14 protein-coding genes are annotated in these 18,048 nt (G+C 68.7%); 5 read left to right on the forward strand and 9 right to left on the reverse strand.

Annotated elements, in window-relative coordinates:
- Positions 1-162: 162 nt before the first annotated feature.
- Positions 163-567 (reverse strand): hypothetical protein, encoded by a 405-nt coding sequence (locus D451_RS0120960; RefSeq protein ID WP_234305794.1) that lies wholly within the window; start codon positions 565-567, stop codon positions 163-165.
- Between the two features lie 36 nt (positions 568-603).
- Entirely contained in the window at positions 604-1,455 is an 852-nt protein-coding gene (locus D451_RS0120965; protein WP_026125244.1) for a peptidoglycan recognition protein family protein, read from the reverse strand.
- A gap of 675 nt (positions 1,456-2,130) precedes the next feature.
- Here D451_RS0120965 and D451_RS0120970 point away from each other — a divergent pair.
- From D451_RS0120970 to D451_RS0120985, 4 genes are all read left to right on the forward strand, one after another.
- The gene (locus D451_RS0120970) at positions 2,131-3,585 is read left to right on the forward strand and encodes a bifunctional cytidylyltransferase/SDR family oxidoreductase (protein WP_036568466.1); all 1,455 of its coding nucleotides are present in this window, start codon (positions 2,131-2,133) and stop codon (positions 3,583-3,585) included.
- Positions 3,582-5,579, forward strand: coding sequence for a hypothetical protein (locus D451_RS0120975; protein ID WP_017535875.1), 1,998 nt, complete (start codon positions 3,582-3,584; stop codon positions 5,577-5,579). Before D451_RS0120970 ends, D451_RS0120975 begins: the two co-directional genes overlap by 4 nt.
- A gap of 70 nt (positions 5,580-5,649) precedes the next feature.
- Positions 5,650-7,065, forward strand: coding sequence for a polysaccharide pyruvyl transferase family protein (locus D451_RS0120980; protein WP_017535876.1), 1,416 nt, complete (start codon positions 5,650-5,652; stop codon positions 7,063-7,065).
- A gap of 329 nt (positions 7,066-7,394) precedes the next feature.
- Positions 7,395-9,518 carry an acyltransferase family protein gene (locus tag D451_RS0120985; protein WP_017535877.1) on the forward strand — a complete coding sequence of 708 codons (2,124 nt, stop codon included), beginning with the start codon at positions 7,395-7,397 and terminating at the stop codon, positions 9,516-9,518.
- 16 nt (positions 9,519-9,534) lie between these two features.
- Here the strand turns inward: D451_RS0120985 and D451_RS0120990 are convergent, their stop codons facing one another.
- The 3 genes from D451_RS0120990 to D451_RS0121000 all read right to left on the reverse strand — a co-directional run bounded on the left by D451_RS0120990 (position 9,535) and on the right by D451_RS0121000 (position 12,362).
- Complete coding sequence (locus tag D451_RS0120990; protein ID WP_026125245.1) at positions 9,535-10,620, reverse strand: DUF6716 putative glycosyltransferase; 1,086 nt, start codon at positions 10,618-10,620, stop codon at positions 9,535-9,537.
- A gap of 194 nt (positions 10,621-10,814) precedes the next feature.
- Positions 10,815-11,579 carry a crotonase/enoyl-CoA hydratase family protein gene (locus tag D451_RS0120995; RefSeq protein ID WP_017535879.1) on the reverse strand — a complete coding sequence of 255 codons (765 nt, stop codon included), beginning with the start codon at positions 11,577-11,579 and terminating at the stop codon, positions 10,815-10,817.
- A 9-nt stretch (positions 11,580-11,588) separates the two neighbouring features.
- Positions 11,589-12,362 (reverse strand): SDR family NAD(P)-dependent oxidoreductase, encoded by a 774-nt coding sequence (locus tag D451_RS0121000; RefSeq protein ID WP_014910760.1) that lies wholly within the window; start codon positions 12,360-12,362, stop codon positions 11,589-11,591.
- A 201-nt stretch (positions 12,363-12,563) separates the two neighbouring features.
- Here D451_RS0121000 and D451_RS0121005 point away from each other — a divergent pair, with 201 nt between their 5' ends.
- Positions 12,564-13,160 (forward strand): Uma2 family endonuclease, encoded by a 597-nt coding sequence (locus tag D451_RS0121005; RefSeq protein WP_017535880.1) that lies wholly within the window; start codon positions 12,564-12,566, stop codon positions 13,158-13,160.
- Between the two features lie 3 nt (positions 13,161-13,163).
- Here the strand turns inward: D451_RS0121005 and D451_RS0121010 are convergent, their stop codons facing one another.
- From D451_RS0121010 to rplM, 4 genes are all read right to left on the reverse strand, one after another.
- On the reverse strand, positions 13,164-14,192 hold the full coding sequence (locus D451_RS0121010) for an ROK family glucokinase (protein ID WP_199806110.1): 1,029 nt from the start codon (positions 14,190-14,192) through the stop codon (positions 13,164-13,166).
- 157 nt (positions 14,193-14,349) lie between these two features.
- A complete protein-coding gene (gene glmM / locus D451_RS0121015) occupies positions 14,350-15,687 on the reverse strand; it encodes a phosphoglucosamine mutase (protein WP_014910210.1) in 1,338 nt (445 codons plus the stop codon).
- Between the two features lie 157 nt (positions 15,688-15,844).
- The gene (gene rpsI, locus D451_RS0121020) at positions 15,845-16,354 is read right to left on the reverse strand and encodes a 30S ribosomal protein S9 (protein WP_014910127.1); all 510 of its coding nucleotides are present in this window, start codon (positions 16,352-16,354) and stop codon (positions 15,845-15,847) included.
- A gap of 37 nt (positions 16,355-16,391) precedes the next feature.
- Entirely contained in the window at positions 16,392-16,841 is a 450-nt protein-coding gene (gene rplM, locus D451_RS0121025) for a 50S ribosomal protein L13 (protein WP_026125246.1), read from the reverse strand.
- Between the last annotated feature and the right edge of the window lie 1,207 nt (positions 16,842-18,048).

The raw sequence follows: 18,048 nt of genomic DNA on the forward strand, positions 1-18,048 counted from the left end.
CACAGGAGCGATGAACACATCCGCGTACGCCCACACACTCGCATTACTCGCATTACCCATGAATATCCACCTTTTTTGAATTCGTTCTTCTTTTATGAGAAAACCCGGGGTTTTCACCCCGGGCGCATGGACGGCCCTTCAGGGCCTTTTCGGAAGGGAGGCTCACACCACCCCGGTGGGACGCTGGGTCACCAGCACCGTGAAGGTGGCGTGGGGTTCGGGGACCTCCGGGTCGAACCCGGCGACGACCCCGTCGACCTGACGCACCGACACGATGGCGGCGTCGCCGGCGTGTTCGAGCAGGGCGGCGTGGGCCAGATGGGCCAGGGTCTTGGCGTCGTCACGGTCATCGGCCCAGGCCGAGACGCGCACCAGGGCCTGCTGGGTGATCGGATGGTTCCCGCCCGATTCCTCGCAGCGCACGGTCAGTTCGGGTTCCTCTCCCGGTTCCCTGGACGGAAAGGACTCGGTGACCACGGGGGTCCCCGCCCATTCCGAAGGGAAGTCGGGCAACCGCTCGCGAAGATGGTCGGCGACCAGATCCTCGACGTCGCGGAAGGGTTGCACGATCAACGTCGGTTCTCCTCTCTTGTTCTCCCGTCCTCAGGTGACGGGTGCGTGGAAGGCCTCGTCCCAGGTCTCGCGGCCGATCAGACCATCGACGGTCAGCCCCTGGGAACGCTGGAAGGCCCGTGCCAGGGCCCGGTACTCGGGGCCGTAGACCCCGTCGTTGCCGTGCCGGGCCAGATGGGTACGGCCGCGGCCCACCGACCACCCCCGGCGTCCGAGCTGGGTGGCCCACTCCCGGAGCCACTCGCGGTCGGTCCGTCCGCGGAAGGTGCGCCGAAAGGCACCGGACACGCTCTGGTCCGGGCCGGAGGCGGGGCCGAAGTAGTGGCCCGCGGGCAGGGGAAAGTCGAACCGCGGACCGGGGAGCGTCCCCGCGCCGGGGCTCGGGGCCGGCTCGCCTCCGCCGCCCCCTCCATCGCCCACGGGCATTCCGGCGCGGACCCACGCGCGAAGGTCCGCTCCCGGGCACTCGGTCGAGTTGCCGGACAGACCCCCGTGCCAGGTCCTGGCCAGGGTTCGACCGGAACGCCGGCAGGCCTCGTCGTAGAGACTCCGGATGGAGGCCTTGGCGGCCGGTGTGGCGTCGCCGTCCCGGCCGATGAAACAGACCCCGATATGGCTGGTGTTGTGCGGGGCGGCGTGGGCCCCGGCCACCGTCCATCCGCGTCCCTCGTAAACGGTGCCGGAACGGTCGACGAGGAAGTTGTAGCCGATGTCGGCCCAACCGTTCCCGTCCATATGGAAGTCCTGGATCCGACGCGGGGTCTGGGAGGCCGGGCCGGCCGAATAGTGCACGGTGAAACCGGTACGCCTGCTCCAGGCGACCGTGGTCCTGCCGCGCGGGGACCGTGCTCCCCACGCCGATCTGGAAACGGGTGAAGACATTCTTCGAAGCACTCCTCTCACGCCGGGCACGCCGAAGGGGCGCCGCACGGCGTCGAACAGGTGGGAGGGAAAAGGGGGCGACCTCTCGGAGACGTCACGAGAGGGCCCGGGCAACAAAAAAACCCGGCGGAGGGCCGGGTTTCGGATACAGCTTTCGCGTTGGCGAGAATCGTGCCACAGGGTGGGGCGGCGGGGCAAGCCCCCTCGGTCGATCTTCTCCGGGCCGCCCGCCTCGGGGAGCGGCCGACCCGAGGTCGCTCGCCGGCGAGCGGCACGGCACCTCGGCGGGCACGGACCAGTGCCGAACACCACGGGCCCGCCCGGCGTTTCAGGTGGTCAGCGGCCGGTACCTTCAGAACCAAAGTCCCATATCACGCGTCTGACCTGGATGAACGGGGTTTCTCGGGTTCACGGCGCGGATGTCCTCGCGTGGGGGAAAACGACCGGACACACCGGACGTGTCAACCGGACGATGCCCGACACCGTCATGCCTATAGCGTGCGTTCCCTGAACATCACGCGAACAACCGAAGAATGTCAGGACACCATCTACGGAACGCCTCCCCCGTCGAGGGAGGGCTCCGTGTCTCGACCTCACGTGCTCCACCCCGATCTCGAGCGCGCTGGTCCCCCAAGGTCGGGCACCGCATTCCCACCAGAGCCACGGGAGACGACCTTGCCTGATAACGCCCTTCCCTCCGCCACCAGAACCGTGGCCATCGTCCTGGCCGGCGGCAGCGGTCAACGCATCGGACTGGCCACGCCCAAGCAGCTGCTGAAGATCGCCGGGAAGACGATCCTCGAACACACCCTGCACATCTTCGAGCAGGCGCCGCGCGTCGACGAGGTCATCGTCATGATGAACCCCGGATTCGTCTCCGACGCCGAGGCCATCGTGCGCAAGGCGGGACTGGCCAAGGTCTCGCGTGTGCTGCCCGGCGGCACCTCTCGCAACGCCACCACCCAGCTGGCCCTGGACGCGCTGGCCCACCTGCCCTCCGAGAGCACCAACGTGCTGTTCCACGACGCCGTCCGCCCCATGCTCTCCCAGCGGATCATCGACGACTGCGTCACCGCGCTGGGCACCCACCGTGCCGTCGACGTGGCCATTCCGTCGTCGGACACCATCATCGAGGTGGACGATGACGTCATCACCGACGTCCCCACCCGTTCCCGCCTCCGGCGCGGCCAGACCCCTCAGGCCTTCCGCCTCGCCACGATCAAGGACGCCTACGTCAAGGCCTGGGACGACCCGGACTTCGAGGCCACGGACGACTGCTCCGTGGTCCTGCGCTACTCCCCCGACGTGCCCATCCACGTCGTCGCCGGCGAAGAACAGAACATGAAGGTCACCCAGCCGGTCGACATCTTCATCGCCGACAAGCTCTTCCAGTTGGCCACCGCGGCCACCCCCGAGTACACCGAGCACGACTACACCGAGGGGCTCCAAGGCCGGACCATGGTGGTCTTCGGCGGCAGCTACGGCATCGGCGCCGGAATCGCCGACCTCGCCGAGAAGCACGGCGCCCGCGTCTTCCGTTACTCGCGCGGCGCGACCCGTACCAACGTCGCCAACCCCGAGGACGTGGCCGCCGCCCTGGAACAGGCCCACTCCGCCACCGGGCGGATCGACCACGTCGTCAACACGGCCGGCGTGCTGAAGATCAGTCGTCTGGACCGGACCGACCCGGCCGAGATCGAGGAGACGGTCCGGGTCAACTACCTGGCGCCGGTGCACATCGCCCGCGCGGCCTTCCCCTACCTGGCGCAGACCGGCGGGCAGCTCCTGCTGTACACCTCCAGCTCCTACACCCGGGGCAGGGCCGAGTACAGCCTGTACTCCTCGACCAAGGCCGCCACCGTCAACCTCACCCAGGCCTTGGCGGACGAGTGGTCCGAGGACGGAGTGCGGATCAACTGCATCAACCCCGAGCGCACCCAGACACCGATGCGCTCCAAGGCCTTCGGTGAAGAGCCGGCGGGCTCCCTGCTCAGCGCGGACAAGGTCGCCCACACCTCCGTGGACGTCCTGCTGTCCGACCTGACCGGACACGTCATCGACGTCCGGAGGGAAGATCCTCCCGCGGGTCCGGTCGTGGCCCAGGGCGAGGAAGCGAAGGCCGCGAAGTGACCCCGACCACCGGTAACAAGCGCACCACCCTTTTCCGAACCGGCCTGCTCGGACTCACCTACGCGACGATGCTCGTGGGCGTCGTCACCGGATCCTGGTGGGTCTTCCTGATCGGCGCCGCGGGCAGCTACGTCATGGACGCCCTGCTGCTGCACCGTATGACCGGGTTCGCCAAGACCCTCCAGCAGGTACGACTGGGCATCACGCCCCGCACGCTCCTACGCCAGCTCTTGGCCCTGGGCCTGCTGATCACCACCCCCGAGGCCACCTCCACCGGTATCGGGCTGGTCCTCCTGGCCTTCCTCGTGCTCTTCGGGTTCCAACTCCTGTGCGGTGTCGTCGGACGACTTCTGCGCAACCGTCGGCGCCTGCCCATCGCCACCCGCAACATCCCGCTGGACGCCCTGCGTATCCCCGACAGCCCGCCCATGCCGTTCGTACGCGAACCCATGAGCCGTCTGCTGCCGCTCGATATCTTCCTCATCCTCGGTACCGTCGCCTACGTCGCCCTCGGCGCGGCCTGGCTCACGGTCACGGGCGCCGTCATCACGATCGGAGTGACCGTGATCGCGTTGGCCGTGTTCGTCCGCCACTACCGACGGGCCCTGACCATCCCCGGTGAACAAGAGGTCATGGCGTTCGCCCAGGAATGGCTGGACTCCTACCGCCCCGAGGTGGTCCTGTACTTCTCCGGGTCCTCCGACTCCGTCTACCAGGTCAACATGTGGTTGGAGACTCTGGACCGTCTGCCTCGACGTCCACTGATCGTGTTGCGCGAGCGCACCATCGCCGCTCAACTCGCACCCACACGTATCCCGGTCCTGTGCGTTCCCGCCGCCACCAACCTGATGGCCCTCGACTTCGGCCCGGCCAGAGTGGCCCTCTACCCGGCCAACACCGGCAAGAACATCCACATGCTGCGCAACCCTTCGATGAAGCACGTGTTCATCGGACACGGCGACAGCGACAAGATCGCCAGCATCAACCCCTTCAGCAAGGCGTACGACGAAGTGTGGACGGCCGGACGCGCCGGACGAGATCGGTACTCCCGGGCCCGGGTAGGGGTCCGCGAAGACGAGATCGTCGAGGTGGGACGTCCTCAGCTCGACGAGATCCGCGACGACACCGCGGCCAACTCCGTACGTACCGTCCTGTACGCCCCCACCTGGGAAGGCTGGACCGACGACCCCGGGAACACCTCCCTGATCGAAGCCGGCCCCACGCTCATCGCGAAGCTGCTCGACGCGGAGCCGAAGGTCCGGGTCCTCTACAAGCCCCACCCCTTCACCGGAATCCGTTCACCGGAGGCCCGCAGGGCGCACAAGCACATCGTCGATCTCATCGCTCGGGCGAACCGGGGCGGAGAGGGCTCCGAGGCGGGCCGAGGCCGACTGGTCGAACTCGAGAGACGACTCGCCGCCTTCGACATGGACACCGGGGCCCGGGACGAGGCGCACAACTCACGGCTGGAGGGTGGAGCGCCGCCGGAGGCGGTCTCGGAGTTGAAGGCGCTGACCACCGAGTGGCACCGCGTCTACTGGAACGGCCACGCCGATGAGGAACACCTCGTCGTCCAGGGTCCTCGGCCGAGTCTGTACTCGTGCTTCAACCAGGCCGACCTGTTGATCAGCGACATCTCCAGTGTGGTCGCCGACTTCGTCGCCACGGAGAAGCCCTACGCGATCACCAACTGCGAAGGCCTCACCCACGGCGAGTTCCAGGACAAGCACCCCACGTCCTCCGCCGCGTACATGCTCTCTCCCGACGGAGCGGGACTCGAAGAGGCGCTGGAGGCGATCCACCTCCCCGAGAAGGATCGCCTGGCCTTGGAACGCGGCGAGCTCAGAACCTACCTGTTGGGCGGTCCCGACTCACAGACACGTTTCAACGCCGCCGTCGACGACCTGTACGAACGGGGTTCGCTTCTGCGCCCATTGCCGTCGTCCCCCGAGGCGATGACGAACATCGACTCTCTGGCCCCCGAACCGTCCTGACCCTCCCTCACGGGCTCACCCCCGTGCCGGGCCCCGCGTCGCCCATCCTCCCCAGACCGAAAGCCCCGCCATGAAACGTGTACTCCTCCGCGCCAAGAAGGACCCCTTCGAGATCGTCGGCCCCGGGTCGGCCATCGAACGCAACATCTTCGGCAACAACGCAGGCAACCTGATCTTCAGTCAGGCCTCCTACAAACTGCTGAGCACCTCCGAGACGGAGGTCGTCGCCAACGGCTTTCGCGCCGAGGCCGCCGACGCGGAGCGCATCAACGAGGAGTACGACGCCTTCGTCATCCCCCTCGCCAACGCGTTCCGGGTCTCCTTCATCGGCCATCTCGACGCCCTGAGCTCTCTCATCGAGAAGTTGACCATCCCGGTGGTCGTCCTCGGCGTGGGCGCGCAGTCGAACCTGGACTACGACCTCGGCAGGATGGCGGCGCTCGACGCCCCCGTCACCCGATTCGTACGAGCAGTCCTCGACCGCTCGGCGACCATCGGCGTCCGCGGGGAGTTCACCGAGCGGTACCTCAACAGCCTGGGCTTCCACGACGTGGAGGTCATCGGCTGCCCGTCGATGTTCATGTACGGCGACCGACTCGACGTCTCCAAGGGGCCGGATCGGCTCGACGGGAACAGTCGTATCGCCGTCAACGCCTCTCGAAGCGCCCTGGGCGCGGGAGACGTCGGCGGTATCGTCACGTCGAACTTCGAGCGCTACCCGAACATGCGCTACTTCGCCCAGGAGACGAAGGACCTGGAGCTGCTCTACTGGGGCGACCGCTCCGGGGTGAACGACCAGCGCAACCGTATGCCGTTGCACCGCACCCACCCTCTGTTCCAGGAGAACAAGGTCCGGGTCCACCTCGACCCGGCCACCTGGATCGAGAGCCTGCGCGACCACGATTTCTCCTTCGGCACCCGGATCCACGGCAACATCGCCGCTCTGCTCGCGGGAACCCCCGCCGTGGTCCTATGCCATGACTCGCGCACGCTGGAACTGTGCCGCTACTTCGATATCCCGCATCGTCGGATCAGGGACCTGTCCGCGGAAACGGACGCGGCGAAACTGTACGCGGAGGCCGACTTCACGGCCATGCTCGAAGGGCACTCCGAAAGGTTCTCCCGTTTCACCTCGTTCTTGGAGAAGAACGGCGTCGACCACGTTCACATGGACGGTGAGGACGCCGGGGCCTCTTTCGAGGAACGGGTGCGCACCACCGTCTACCCCCCTGGTGTGGACGCCTGGACCAGCGCGGAAGAAGGTGTATCGGCCAGGATCGGCTGGCTGCGACGTGACCACGCGGACCTCGTGACCAAGACCTCGGAGCTGAACAAGAAGGTCCGTGGTCTGGAGAAGAAGGTCCAGAGGATCGATCGTCTGGAGAAACGTCTCAAGAGGTTGGAGGCGTCCGCCGAGCGGACCCCCTACCGTCGAGCCCGCCGCCTGGCCGGACGCGTCCTGCGCAAGATCGGGCTACGCCGCTGACGGAAGGGTCTCTTCGCCTCACCCATAGAGCGCCCTGCCCGGGGCCGGTCCGCACCTCCCGTTCGGACCGGCCCCGTCGCGTCGCTCGGGGCCTTCGTCCGCGGAGACGATGCGGAGCTATGACCTAGCGCACATTCCCCCTGTTCAGGGCTACGCGTTCACACAGATTCCATCTCGACTCGACAACGGGGCGGCCTTTGCCCGCCGACCCCCCTCGCCGGTTACTGATACTGGTTCGGCGGGGCGCCTCTCTTCGGCCGCACCCTTCCCGCCGAACACACCCCCATGGCCGGCCCCTGCTTCACCTTCGTCGAACTCGAGGCTGTCCAGTGTCCGCTTCCGTCCGAGGCGGCGTCTCCGGGCCCGTCATCTCCCCCGTGACCCCGCCCGTGCGCCACCGCCATCGTCCCGACATCGAGGGGCTGCGCGCGGTCGCCGCCCTCCTGATCGCCGTCTACCACATCTGGTTCGGCACGGTCTCCGGTGGCGTCGACGTCTTCCTACTGCTCACCGGCTTCCTCATCACCGGTTCCCTGGTCCGCGCGATAGAACGCGACGGGCGCATCGCGTTCGGCGCCTTCTGGGCCAAGTTGGTCAAGCGTCTGTTCCCCGCCGGCGCCGTGGTCCTCGGCGCCGTGCTGGCGATGACCTATCTGTTCTTCCCCCGTTCCCAGTGGATGTCCGTCATCGAGAGCGTGCGCGCCGCCGCCCTCTACTACGGGAACTGGCATCTGGCCCTGGACTCGGTCGACTACATGGCCGAGAACTCCGCGGCCGGTCCGGTCCAGCACTTCTGGTCACTGGCGGTCCAAGGGCAGTTCTACCTCCTGTGGCCGCTGCTGATCACCGCCGCCGGCCTGGTCGCCGCGTGGGCCGGGCTACGGACGCGGAGCACCGTCCTGGTGGCCTTGGGCGCGGTGTTCGCCGCCTCGTTCGGTTACTCGCTCTGGATCACCTCCACCGAACCCGTCTGGGCCTACTTCGACACCGGTGCCCGCCTGTGGGAGTTGGCTCTGGGGGGTGTTCTCGCCCTGGTGATCCATCGGGTGAACCTGCCTTCCTTCGTACGCCGGCCGGCGGGCTGGCTCGGGTTGATCGCCCTGATCCTGTGCGGGTTCGTCATCGGAGACTCGCTGCCCTATCCGGGCTACGCCTCGCTCTGGCCGACCCTGGCCGCGCTGCTCGTCATCGTCGCCGGGGCCGGAGAGGAGGAGAACGACCGCTTCTCCGTAGGTCGCCTCCTGGGTACACGTCCGTTGACCTGGATGGGCGGCCACGCCTACACCCTGTTCCTATGGCACTGGCCGATCCTGATCGTCCACCTGGAACTCAACGAGACGGACCGGCCCACCCTGGCCGGCGGCCTCCTCGTCCTGGGGCTCTCGTTCGTCGCGGCCCTGGCCACCTCCTGGCTGATCGACGGGGGCGTCACCCGGGCGACGCGACGGCTTCGCGGTCCGGGCTGGTCACTGGCGGCCGGGGTGATCTTCATCGTCCCGGTCCTGGTGGCGGGGGCTCTCTGGAACCACTCGATCGAGCGGGATCGTCTCCTGCGCCTGGAGCTCAGCTCCAACCCGCTCGCCTATCCCGGCGCGGCCGTCCACCTCACCCCCGGCATGGCCGAGGGGTTGCCGGACCTGCCGATCCATCCGGACACGACGACCGTCGTGAAGGACACGATCGCCCAGACCCGTGACTGCAACGCGCTGGTCGCCGACACCGAGGTCATCACATGCGAGTTCGGTGACCCCGACTCGGACTACACCATCGTTCTGGCCGGCAGCTCGCACGCACGCCATTGGTTCCAGGCGCTGCGGGCCATCACCGAACGACACGACTGGCGGCTGGTCACCATGACCAAGAACGCCTGCCAGTTCGCTTCCGGGGAACAGACCTACCGGGGCGCCCCCTACACGCAGTGTTCGGAGTGGAACGAAGAGGCCATGAGGGAGCTCACGGCCCTCTCCCCCGACGCCGTGTTCACCCTGGCCTCCCTCACCGGTCGTTCCGCCGGGGAGCACGTGCCCGAGGGGTTCGTGGAACGGTGGAGGGAGCTCGACCGGATGGGCATCGACGTCATCGCGGTCCGGGACACACCCCGTTTCGGTTTCCGGCTCCCCGAATGCGTCGACCGCGGCGATTCCTCGGACTGCACCGCTCCGCAGTCCGAGTCGATGGCCGAGACGCCCCCCTTCAAGGACCTGACCAACGTCCCGCACAACACACGTTTCCTGGACATGACCGACTACCTCTGCCAGGACGGGGTCTGCCAAGGGGTCATCGGCAACCAACTGGTCTTCTACGACAGCAACCACTTCTCGTACGCGTTCTCTCGCTCCCTCGCGGTGGTCCTGGAACCCCCGCTGCTGGACGCGGTGGGACGCGCTGTGCCCACGGGCGAGCCGACGTTGTTCGAGGCCGCGCTCGCCCTCCAGGAGGGAGAGCACTCCTAGGTCGGGGCGGGCCCGATCAGGAGATCCGGCCCCGGGTGACGTTGAGGCAGAGTTCGTGCAGCCGCGCCACCCAGTCGTCCTCCGAGGCCGGGTGGAAGTGGTTGTACTCGCCCCAGGCCCGTCTGGGCTTGTGGAAGCGGGCCAGACGGAGGTCGCCGAGGTCGCCGAGCAGACCGCTGTCCTCGAAGAGGTCGCCCCGTTCCCGACCGAAATCGGTGAGGACCAGGCAGGGCACGCGGGCGGAGAGGGCGACCAGGACCGGTTCGGATCCGAGTGCGACCAGGCCTCGCGCGTGGTCGAGTTGTCGCCGTAGGTCACCGGAGGTGACGGTCAGCGCGGACGCGTCGACCCGCCCCGCTCGGGCGAGGGCGTGCCAGGTCTCCATCGGTTCGGGGTGATCCTCGTGCCCCAGGTGCAGGACCACCTCCAGGTCGGGGCGGTTCCTCGCCAGATCGGCCAGGGCCGAAAGGAGGGTCTCGCGTCCCAGGTTCCCGTCGGGCAGCCCGCCCTCGGCGGCGAACACCACCCGGTCACGGCGGCCGGAGACGGGGCCCTGTCCCGTCCTGGGGAAGACGCCCGCCAGGCCCACCTGGGTCCTGATCCCGAGTTTCTCGGCGAGGACGGTGTACTCGTCCATCTCCCGGTGGCTGTGGGCCACCAACAGGTCGGACCTGGACCGATGGAGCCATTCCCCCTCGGTGGCCTCGGGCGCCGGGACCGGCAGGGAGGAGACCACCACCGGACGGTACCGACGGAGGAAGGAGCGGCCGAGCCCGGAGAGGGTCTCGGTATGGGGTCCGGAGCAGTCGAGGAGCACCGCGTCGGGGCGACGGCGTCGGATGAGCCGCCGTATCTGGCCGGTGGTCAGGAGCGGGATGCGTCGCCCCGCCTGCCGGGTGTCCTCGAGCTCGGCCCGGATCCGGGCGGGCGAGGGTGTGGCGGCCGACCGCAGAACGGCCAGACCATGGGCGTGGCCGGGGCCGGGCAGGGTGTCGAGCATGGTGGCCGCGAGGCGGGCACGGGGTGCGGAGTCGGCGATCGCCAGGACCACGAGTGAACGTCCCGGCACGGAGGCCCGGCTCCAGGTGGGTACAAGAGACACTGGTGTCGTTTCCTGGAAGGGACACGCTGAACCCCTTCAGGCTACACAGGCGCGATCACCGGACCGTCCGCCTCAGACGATGGATTCCCCCTGGTCAACAGAGGGACAAAGCATCACATATCCACCATGTCAGGGCGTTCCGGACCGACCGACGGCCGCCCCGAAGGACGGCCGTCGACCAGGTGTGCCCGAGGTCATTCGCCCTTCCATACGGGGGCGCGCTTCTCGGCGAAGGCGATCGCCCCCTCCATCGCGTCCTGGCTGACGAACACCGGGCCGGCCAGCTCGTTCTGGCGGTCCCACATCTCGTCGCCGGACCAGTCGTCCGAGGCACGGATGATCTCCTTGGAGACCTTCACCGCGAGAGGCCCGTTGGGGGTGATACGAGCCGCCAGGGCCTTGGCGCCCTCCAACGCTCCGCCGCTCTCGGTGACCTGGTTGACCAGTCCCAGTTCCGCCAGGCGCCCGGCCTCGACGAAGTCGCCGGTGAGGGCGAACTCCATCGCGATGTTGCGCGGGATGCGGTGCTGGAGACGCAGGAGGCCTCCGGCTCCGGCGACCAGTCCCCGCTTGACCTCGGGGATGCCGAAGCGGGCGTCCTCCGCCGCCACGACCAGGTCGCAGGCGAGTACCGCCTCGAACCCGCCGGCCAGAGCGTAACCCTCGACCGCGGCGATGAGCGGCTTCTTCGGGCCCCGCTCGGCGAAGCCGCCGAACCCGCGCCCCTCCACCACCGGGACCTCGCCCTTCATGAAGGCCTTGAGGTCCATGCCGGCGCAGAAGGTGTCGCCGGCGCCGGTGATGATCCCGACGGAGACGTCGGAGCGGGAGTCGATGTCGTCGAGCGCCTCGGCGATCCGCGCCGCGACCGCCGCGTTCACCGCGTTCTTGGCCTTGGGCCGGTTGATGGTGATGACGGCGACGCCGTCCTCGGCCGTGTAGAAAACCTCGTCGGACACGGTGTCCTCCTACTTCGGGGGCATGCGGAGGGCGCCGTCGATCCGGACGACCTCACCGTTGATGTAGCTGACCTCGACCAGGGTCCGCGCGAGCTTGGCGAACTCGGAGGCGGTGCCCAAACGCTTGGGGAAGGGGACCGGGGCGGCCAACTTCCGCTTGAACTCCTCGGCGTGCTCGCCCTCACCGTAGATGGGGGTCTCGAGGATGCCGGGGGCGATGGTGTTCACGGTGACGCCGATCGCGGCGAGGTCGCGCGCGGCCGGGAGGGTCATGCCGATCACGCCGCCCTTGGAGGAGGAGTAGGCGATCTGGCCGATCTGGCCCTCGATGCCCGCGAGGGAGGCGGTGTTGAGGATCGAGCCGCGCTCGCCGTCCTCGTTGATCGGCTCGGTCCGGGCGATGGCCGCCGCGGACAGGCGCAGCACGTTGAACGTACCGATCAGGTTGACCTGGATGACCTTCTGGTAGCTGTCCAGGTCGTGGGGGGTGCCGTGCCGGTCGACGGTACGGGTGGCCCAGCCGATGCCGGCACAGGAGACCGCGACACGGAAGGGCTTACCGGTGTCGACGGCGGCCTGGACCGCGGCCTGGACCTGGTCCTCCTTGGAGACGTCGGTGGCGACGAAGACACCGCCGATCTCCTTGGCGACGGCTTCGCCGCGCTCGGCGTTCATGTCGGCGATGACGACGGTGGCACCGGCGGAGGCGAGTTCCTTGGCGGTGGCCTCACCGAGGCCACTCGCGCCGCCCGAGACGAGGGCGGAGATTCCGTTGAGATCCATGACCCGCACTCTACAGAGAATGTGACCCACGCACTAGAACCGGGTTCGGTTAATCGTCGACACCCTGCCGACCTGCGACGTCGGGACCCCCTTGACGACCGAGAACGGAAATGTGGTCCTGTCGTCACTCAGCGCCACGGTCCTGTCATGCGAAGAACGACGACACTAGAGTGGCCTCAGGAATCGACCCAGGAGGACTCGATGACCGAGCCGCTCCCCGACTGGTTCCTCACCCCTCCCGGGGGCTGGACCGCCGACGACATGGACGACCTTCCTCCGGAGGCTCCCCGGATGGAACTCATCGACGGAGCACTCGTCTTGCTTTCCCCTCGGACCCGATTCCACTCACGCGTCATGCGTTACCTGGCGAACGCCTTGGAGGACGCGGCACCGAAGAACGTCGACGTTCTCGCCGAGATGACCATGAAGCTGGGAAAGCACCAGCGGCCGGAGCCCGATCTCCTGGTCTACGAATTCGAAGAGGGCGCGGATCGGCACCTCGACTGGTATCGGGCCGCCCACGTTCCGCCCGAAGACGTGCTCCTCGTCATCGAAATCGTCTCCCCCGAGTCCCGGGAACGGGACCGCACCACCAAGCCGATGAAGTACGCCGCGGCCGGGATCCCGCACTTCTGGCGGATCGAACCGGAGGACGAGGGGCCCGCGATCCACGTGTACGAGCTCGACGGCACCACGGCCCCGCGCTACGTCCCGATCACCATCGCCCGGGAACGTCTGAAGCTGGACGTACCCTTCCCGATCGACATCGACGTGAGGGCGCTGACCACCCGACGCTGACCCTCACCGGCCGACGCGTCCCAGACGGCGCCGGTGACGCCGGCGCCGTCCCCGGGGCAGTGCCTCACGCGCGAGGTCGGCGGCTCCGATGAGTCCGGCCTCGTTGCCCAACGCCGCCGCCTCCACCCGGGCCTCGGGCCGGTAGCCGCGCCCGGTCAGCCCCTTCTCGAAGGCCCGTCGGGCCGGATCGAGCAGCAACCCTCCCGCTTCGGAGACGCCACCGCCGATCACGAACAGTTCGGGGTCGAAGGCCGCCGCCAGGTTGGCCAGACCCACGCCCAGCCAGGTGCCCGCCTCCTCCATCAGTTCCCGACAGGCCCGGTCGCCCTTGCGGGCCAGGTCACTGACCAGTGGGCCGGTGATCAGGGTCGGGTCTCCCCCCACCTCCTGCCGGAGCGCCTCCGCCACGGGGGACTCCGCGGCCACCAGTTCGCGGGCCTCCCGGGTGAGGGCGTTGCCACTCGCGTACTGCTCCCAGCAGCCCCGGTTGCCGCATTCGCACCGATGGCCTCCGGGCACCACCGTCATGTGCCCGAACTCTCCGGCGAGACCGTACCGTCCACGCCGCAGAACCCCGTCGGAGACGATCGCGCCACCGATCCCGGTACCGAGGTTGACGACCACCACGTCGTCCACCCCGCGTCCGGCCCCCGCGCGCACCTCGGCCCAGGCCGAGGCGTTGGCGTCGTTCTCCACCACCACGGGCAGCCCCAGACGTACCGCCAGGGCGTCCCTCAGCGGCTCCTCGCGCCAGGACAGGTGCGGGGCGAACAGGACCCTGGAACGTCGCTCGTCGACGAACCCGGCCGCTCCCACGCCCACCGCCCGTACCGGATACCGCCGACGGAGTTCGGACACCACCGAGACGATCGTGTCCTCCACGACCTCCGGGCTCTTGCTGCGTTCGGGCGTCTGGGTGCGCACCCGCGCCAGGACTCTCCCACCCGGTGTCACCACACCGGCGGCGACCTTCGTCCCTCCGACGTCCACACCGATCGTCAGGGAACGTCCGTAACCCGCGTTCATCACCATGACCGCACCACCCATCGTCCCTGGAGGGCCTCGCCCCCTATCGACCCCGTCACGTCGATCACATGAACGAGAACGCGCGCCCGGGCCACTCTGTGCCCGAACGCGCGAGAACGACCCGGCCTCGACCCCACCGGAGGGCCGAGGCCGTCATGGTCCCTCAGGACAGTGCCGTCTTGACCACTCCGGCGAGACGCTCGGCGACGGCGGTGGCCTGGTCCTGGTCGGGGGCCTCCACCATCACGCGGACCTTGGGCTCGGTACCGCTGGGGCGGATGAGGACCCGGCCGGTGTCACCGAGTTCGGCCTCGGCCTCACGGACGGCGGCGGCCAGCTCCTCGGACTCCGCGGCCCGGGACTTGTCGACGTCGGGAACGTTGATGAGGACCTGCGGCAGACGGGTCATCACCTTGGCCAGTTCGGCCAGCCCCTGCCCGTGGTCGGCCATGGCCGCCAGCAGGTGCAGACCGGTGAGCAGACCGTCGCCGGTGGTGGCGTGGTCCAGCAGGATCACGTGTCCGGACTGCTCACCGCCCAGGGCGAAGCCGCCGCGCTTCATCTCCTCCAGCACGTAACGGTCGCCCACCGCGGTCTCGACGACGTTGATGCCCTCTCGCTCCATGGCGAGTTTGAGCCCCAGGTTGGACATGACCGTCACCACGAGGGTGTCCTCGGCCAGCCGGCCCGCGTTCTTGGCCTCGGTGGCCAGGATGGCGAGAATCTGGTCGCCGTCGACCGTATTGCCCTCGGCGTCCACGGCCAGGCAGCGGTCGGCGTCGCCGTCGTTGGCGATACCGGCGTCGGCCCCGTGGAGCCGGACCGCCTCCTTGAGGGCGTCCAGACTGGTGGAACCGTAGCCCTGGTTGATGTTGTGGCCGTCGGGGGCGTCACCGATGGAGATGACCTCGGCGCCCGCGCGTCGCAGGGCGTCGGGCGCGACGGAGCTGGAGGCCCCGTGGGCGCAGTCGATGACGACCTTGAGCCCCTTGAGGTCGTGCGGCAGGGAGTCGAGGATGTGCCGGGTGTAGAGTTCGGCGCCGTCACCGGACTCGGAGACCCGACCGACGGCCTCGCCCACGGCGGGGGTCGAGGGAACGCCGAGCATGCCCTCGATCTCCTCCTCCAGGGCGTCCTCGAGCTTCTGGCCGCCCCGGGCGAAGAACTTGATGCCGTTGTCCGGAGCCGGATTGTGGCTGGCGGAGAGCATCACGCCGAAGTCGGCGTCCAGGACACCGGTCAGATGGGCGACGGCGGGGGTGGGCAGCACGCCCACCTTGACGACGTCGACGCCCGTACTGGCCAGACCCGCCACCACGGCGGCCTCCAGGAACTCTCCGGAGGCGCGGGGGTCACGGCCCACGACGGCCAGCGGACGTCGGTCGCCGTCGGAGCGGGTGAGCACACGCGCCGCCGCGATGGACAGTTCCAGGGTGAGGGTGGCGGTCAGGTCGCGACCCGCGAGACCGCGTACACCATCTGTTCCGAACAGCCGAGCCACAGGCGACAGCCCCTTTCGAAAGCGACGCCCGTTCGGCGCCGATGAGGTTCAGCGTGGCGGAGAACGCCACCGGACAAACGAAAACACCCGTACGCCGTCCCTGTGCGGGACGACGTACGGGTGAGAGCTCAGCCGAGCGGGTGCCGGCGCATGAGCATCAACGCTTGGAGAACTGAGGAGCCTTGCGCGCCTTCTTGAGACCGGCCTTCTTCCGCTCGACCTCACGGTCGTCACGGGTGAGGAAACCGGCCTTCTTCAGGGTCGGGCGGTTGTTCTCGGGGTCCAGCGAGGCCAGGGCACGGGCGATGCCGTGACGCAGGGCGCCGGCCTGGCCGCTGGTGCCGCCGCCGTCCAGACGGGCGAAGACGTCGTAGGCGCCGTCGAACCCGAGGGAGACGAAGGGGTCCTTGATGGTCTGCTGGTGGACCTTGTCCGGGAAGTAGGTCTCCAGCGGCTTGCCGTTGACCTTCCACTCGCCGGTGCCGGGAGCGATGCGGACGCGGGCGACGGCCTGCTTACGACGACCGGTGCCGGCGCTGGGGCCGGAGGCGGTGGGGACGTAAGCGGCGGTCTGCTCGTCCGACTCGCTGGTGTACTCGGAGGGGAACTCCTCCGGGTTCTCGGCGTAGTCCTGGGCGACGTCTTCGATGCCGGTGGGCTCGACCACGGTTAACCTCGTGCTTCCTGTGAAAGTCTGCGAACGCCTACGCGGGCTGCGCGATCTTGGTGATTTCGAACGGGACCGGCTGCTGGGCCTGGTGCGGGTGCTCCGGGCCGGCGTAGACCTTGAGCTTCTTGGCCATCTGGCGGCCCAGGGTGCCCTTGGGCAGCATGCCCTTGATGGCCTTCTCGATGGCCCGCTCGGGGTTCTTCTCCAGCAGGTCGGCGTAGGCGACGGAGCGCAGACCACCCGGGTAGCCGGAGTGGCGGTAGGCGCGCTTCTGCTCGAGCTTGTTGCCGGTCAGCGCGACCTTCTCGGCGTTCACGATGATGACGAAGTCGCCGGTGTCGACGTGGGGCGCGTAGTAGGGCTTGTGCTTGCCCCGAAGCAGCGTGGCGACCTGGCTCGCCATACGCCCGAGCACGAGATCGGTAGCGTCGACAACGTGCCACTGACGCTGGACATCGCTTGGTTTGGGGCTGTATGTGCGCACGATCGTTCGCCTTCGCTCTTCAGTCGGCTGCCCCATCCCGAACGGGATGGTGGACTCGTATTACGGAACACCCCAATGGGTGCGGGGCCGGAAACGGATTCGACGGTTGCGGATCCGTTACATTGGCCGGATGTCCCATGTCCAATCAGGACGACCCGGTCGTGAGTGCGCAGACGATGGTGCGTGGATCGGCACCCAACTTCGGGAGTTTGGGGCCCACGGCAACTCAACGCACAACGACGAAATATCCTACCGACCAACCATAGCGCAGGTCAAAGCGAGCGTCTGGCCGGAAGGCGGGATCATCGTCAGGGCGGGAAAGCGCCGGGACGGGTTCACATCCGTGACCTCTCCGCCTTTTATTATGCCTGTCGTCGGGAGTGCTTCGTCCTGCTCTCGACCGCGGGTTGGCTACCCTTGCTCCGAAAGTCCGGTCTCCGCCCGGTACGACGGGCGATGACGTGACCCATGGAGACGCCCGTCACGGTCGCCCAACCCCACCGAATCGACACGAACGCGCCCGCGCGGGTCACGGCGCCGTGGTCCAGTCCCACCCTCAGAGCCTTCGGAGACTCCCATCAGTACTCATCCGAACCCGCCTCAGTACGGTCCCGACGGATATCCCCTTCCCCCGGAGGGAGATGGCCGGGATCTGCTCGGAGGGCCGGGCTCCCCTTCTGAGGGCCAGCCTTCCACATCCGCACCGCGTGGACCGCACGACGCGCCGACCCCGCCCCGCCCCCCGCAGGGCTATCCGGCCCCCGCCGGCCCGAGCGGCCCCCAGGCCCCACAGAGCGGCGGTCCACAGCTCCCGCCCGGGGCGCCCAGCGGCCCCCAGGCCCCGCCCGTCCCGCCGAACGTTCCTCGGCCTCCGCAGAGCGGTCCGGGGATCCCGTCCGGACCCCAGACGCCGCACGGGCCGGGCGGCGGGCCGCCGCCCGGAGCCCCCAGACCGCCCCAGAACGCCCCCCGGCCGCCATCGATGCCTCCGCATGCGCCCGGGGCTCCCCAGGGCGCGCAGAGCGGCCCCCAGGCCCCGCAGGCACCTCGCCCGCCGGCACCCCAGGGCCCGCCGCCCGCAGGCCCTCGCCAGGGTCCTCCTCAGGGGCCGCCGAACGTACCCACCGGCGGCCACCCCGGCATGGGACATGTCACTCCGAGCGGGCCGAACGTTCCGCCGCACGCCCCTCAGGGCCCCGGCGCCGGC

This window comes from Nocardiopsis alba DSM 43377, from assembly GCF_000341225.1.
In the GTDB taxonomy this organism is placed as follows: Bacteria; Actinomycetota; Actinomycetes; order Streptosporangiales; family Streptosporangiaceae; genus Nocardiopsis; species Nocardiopsis alba.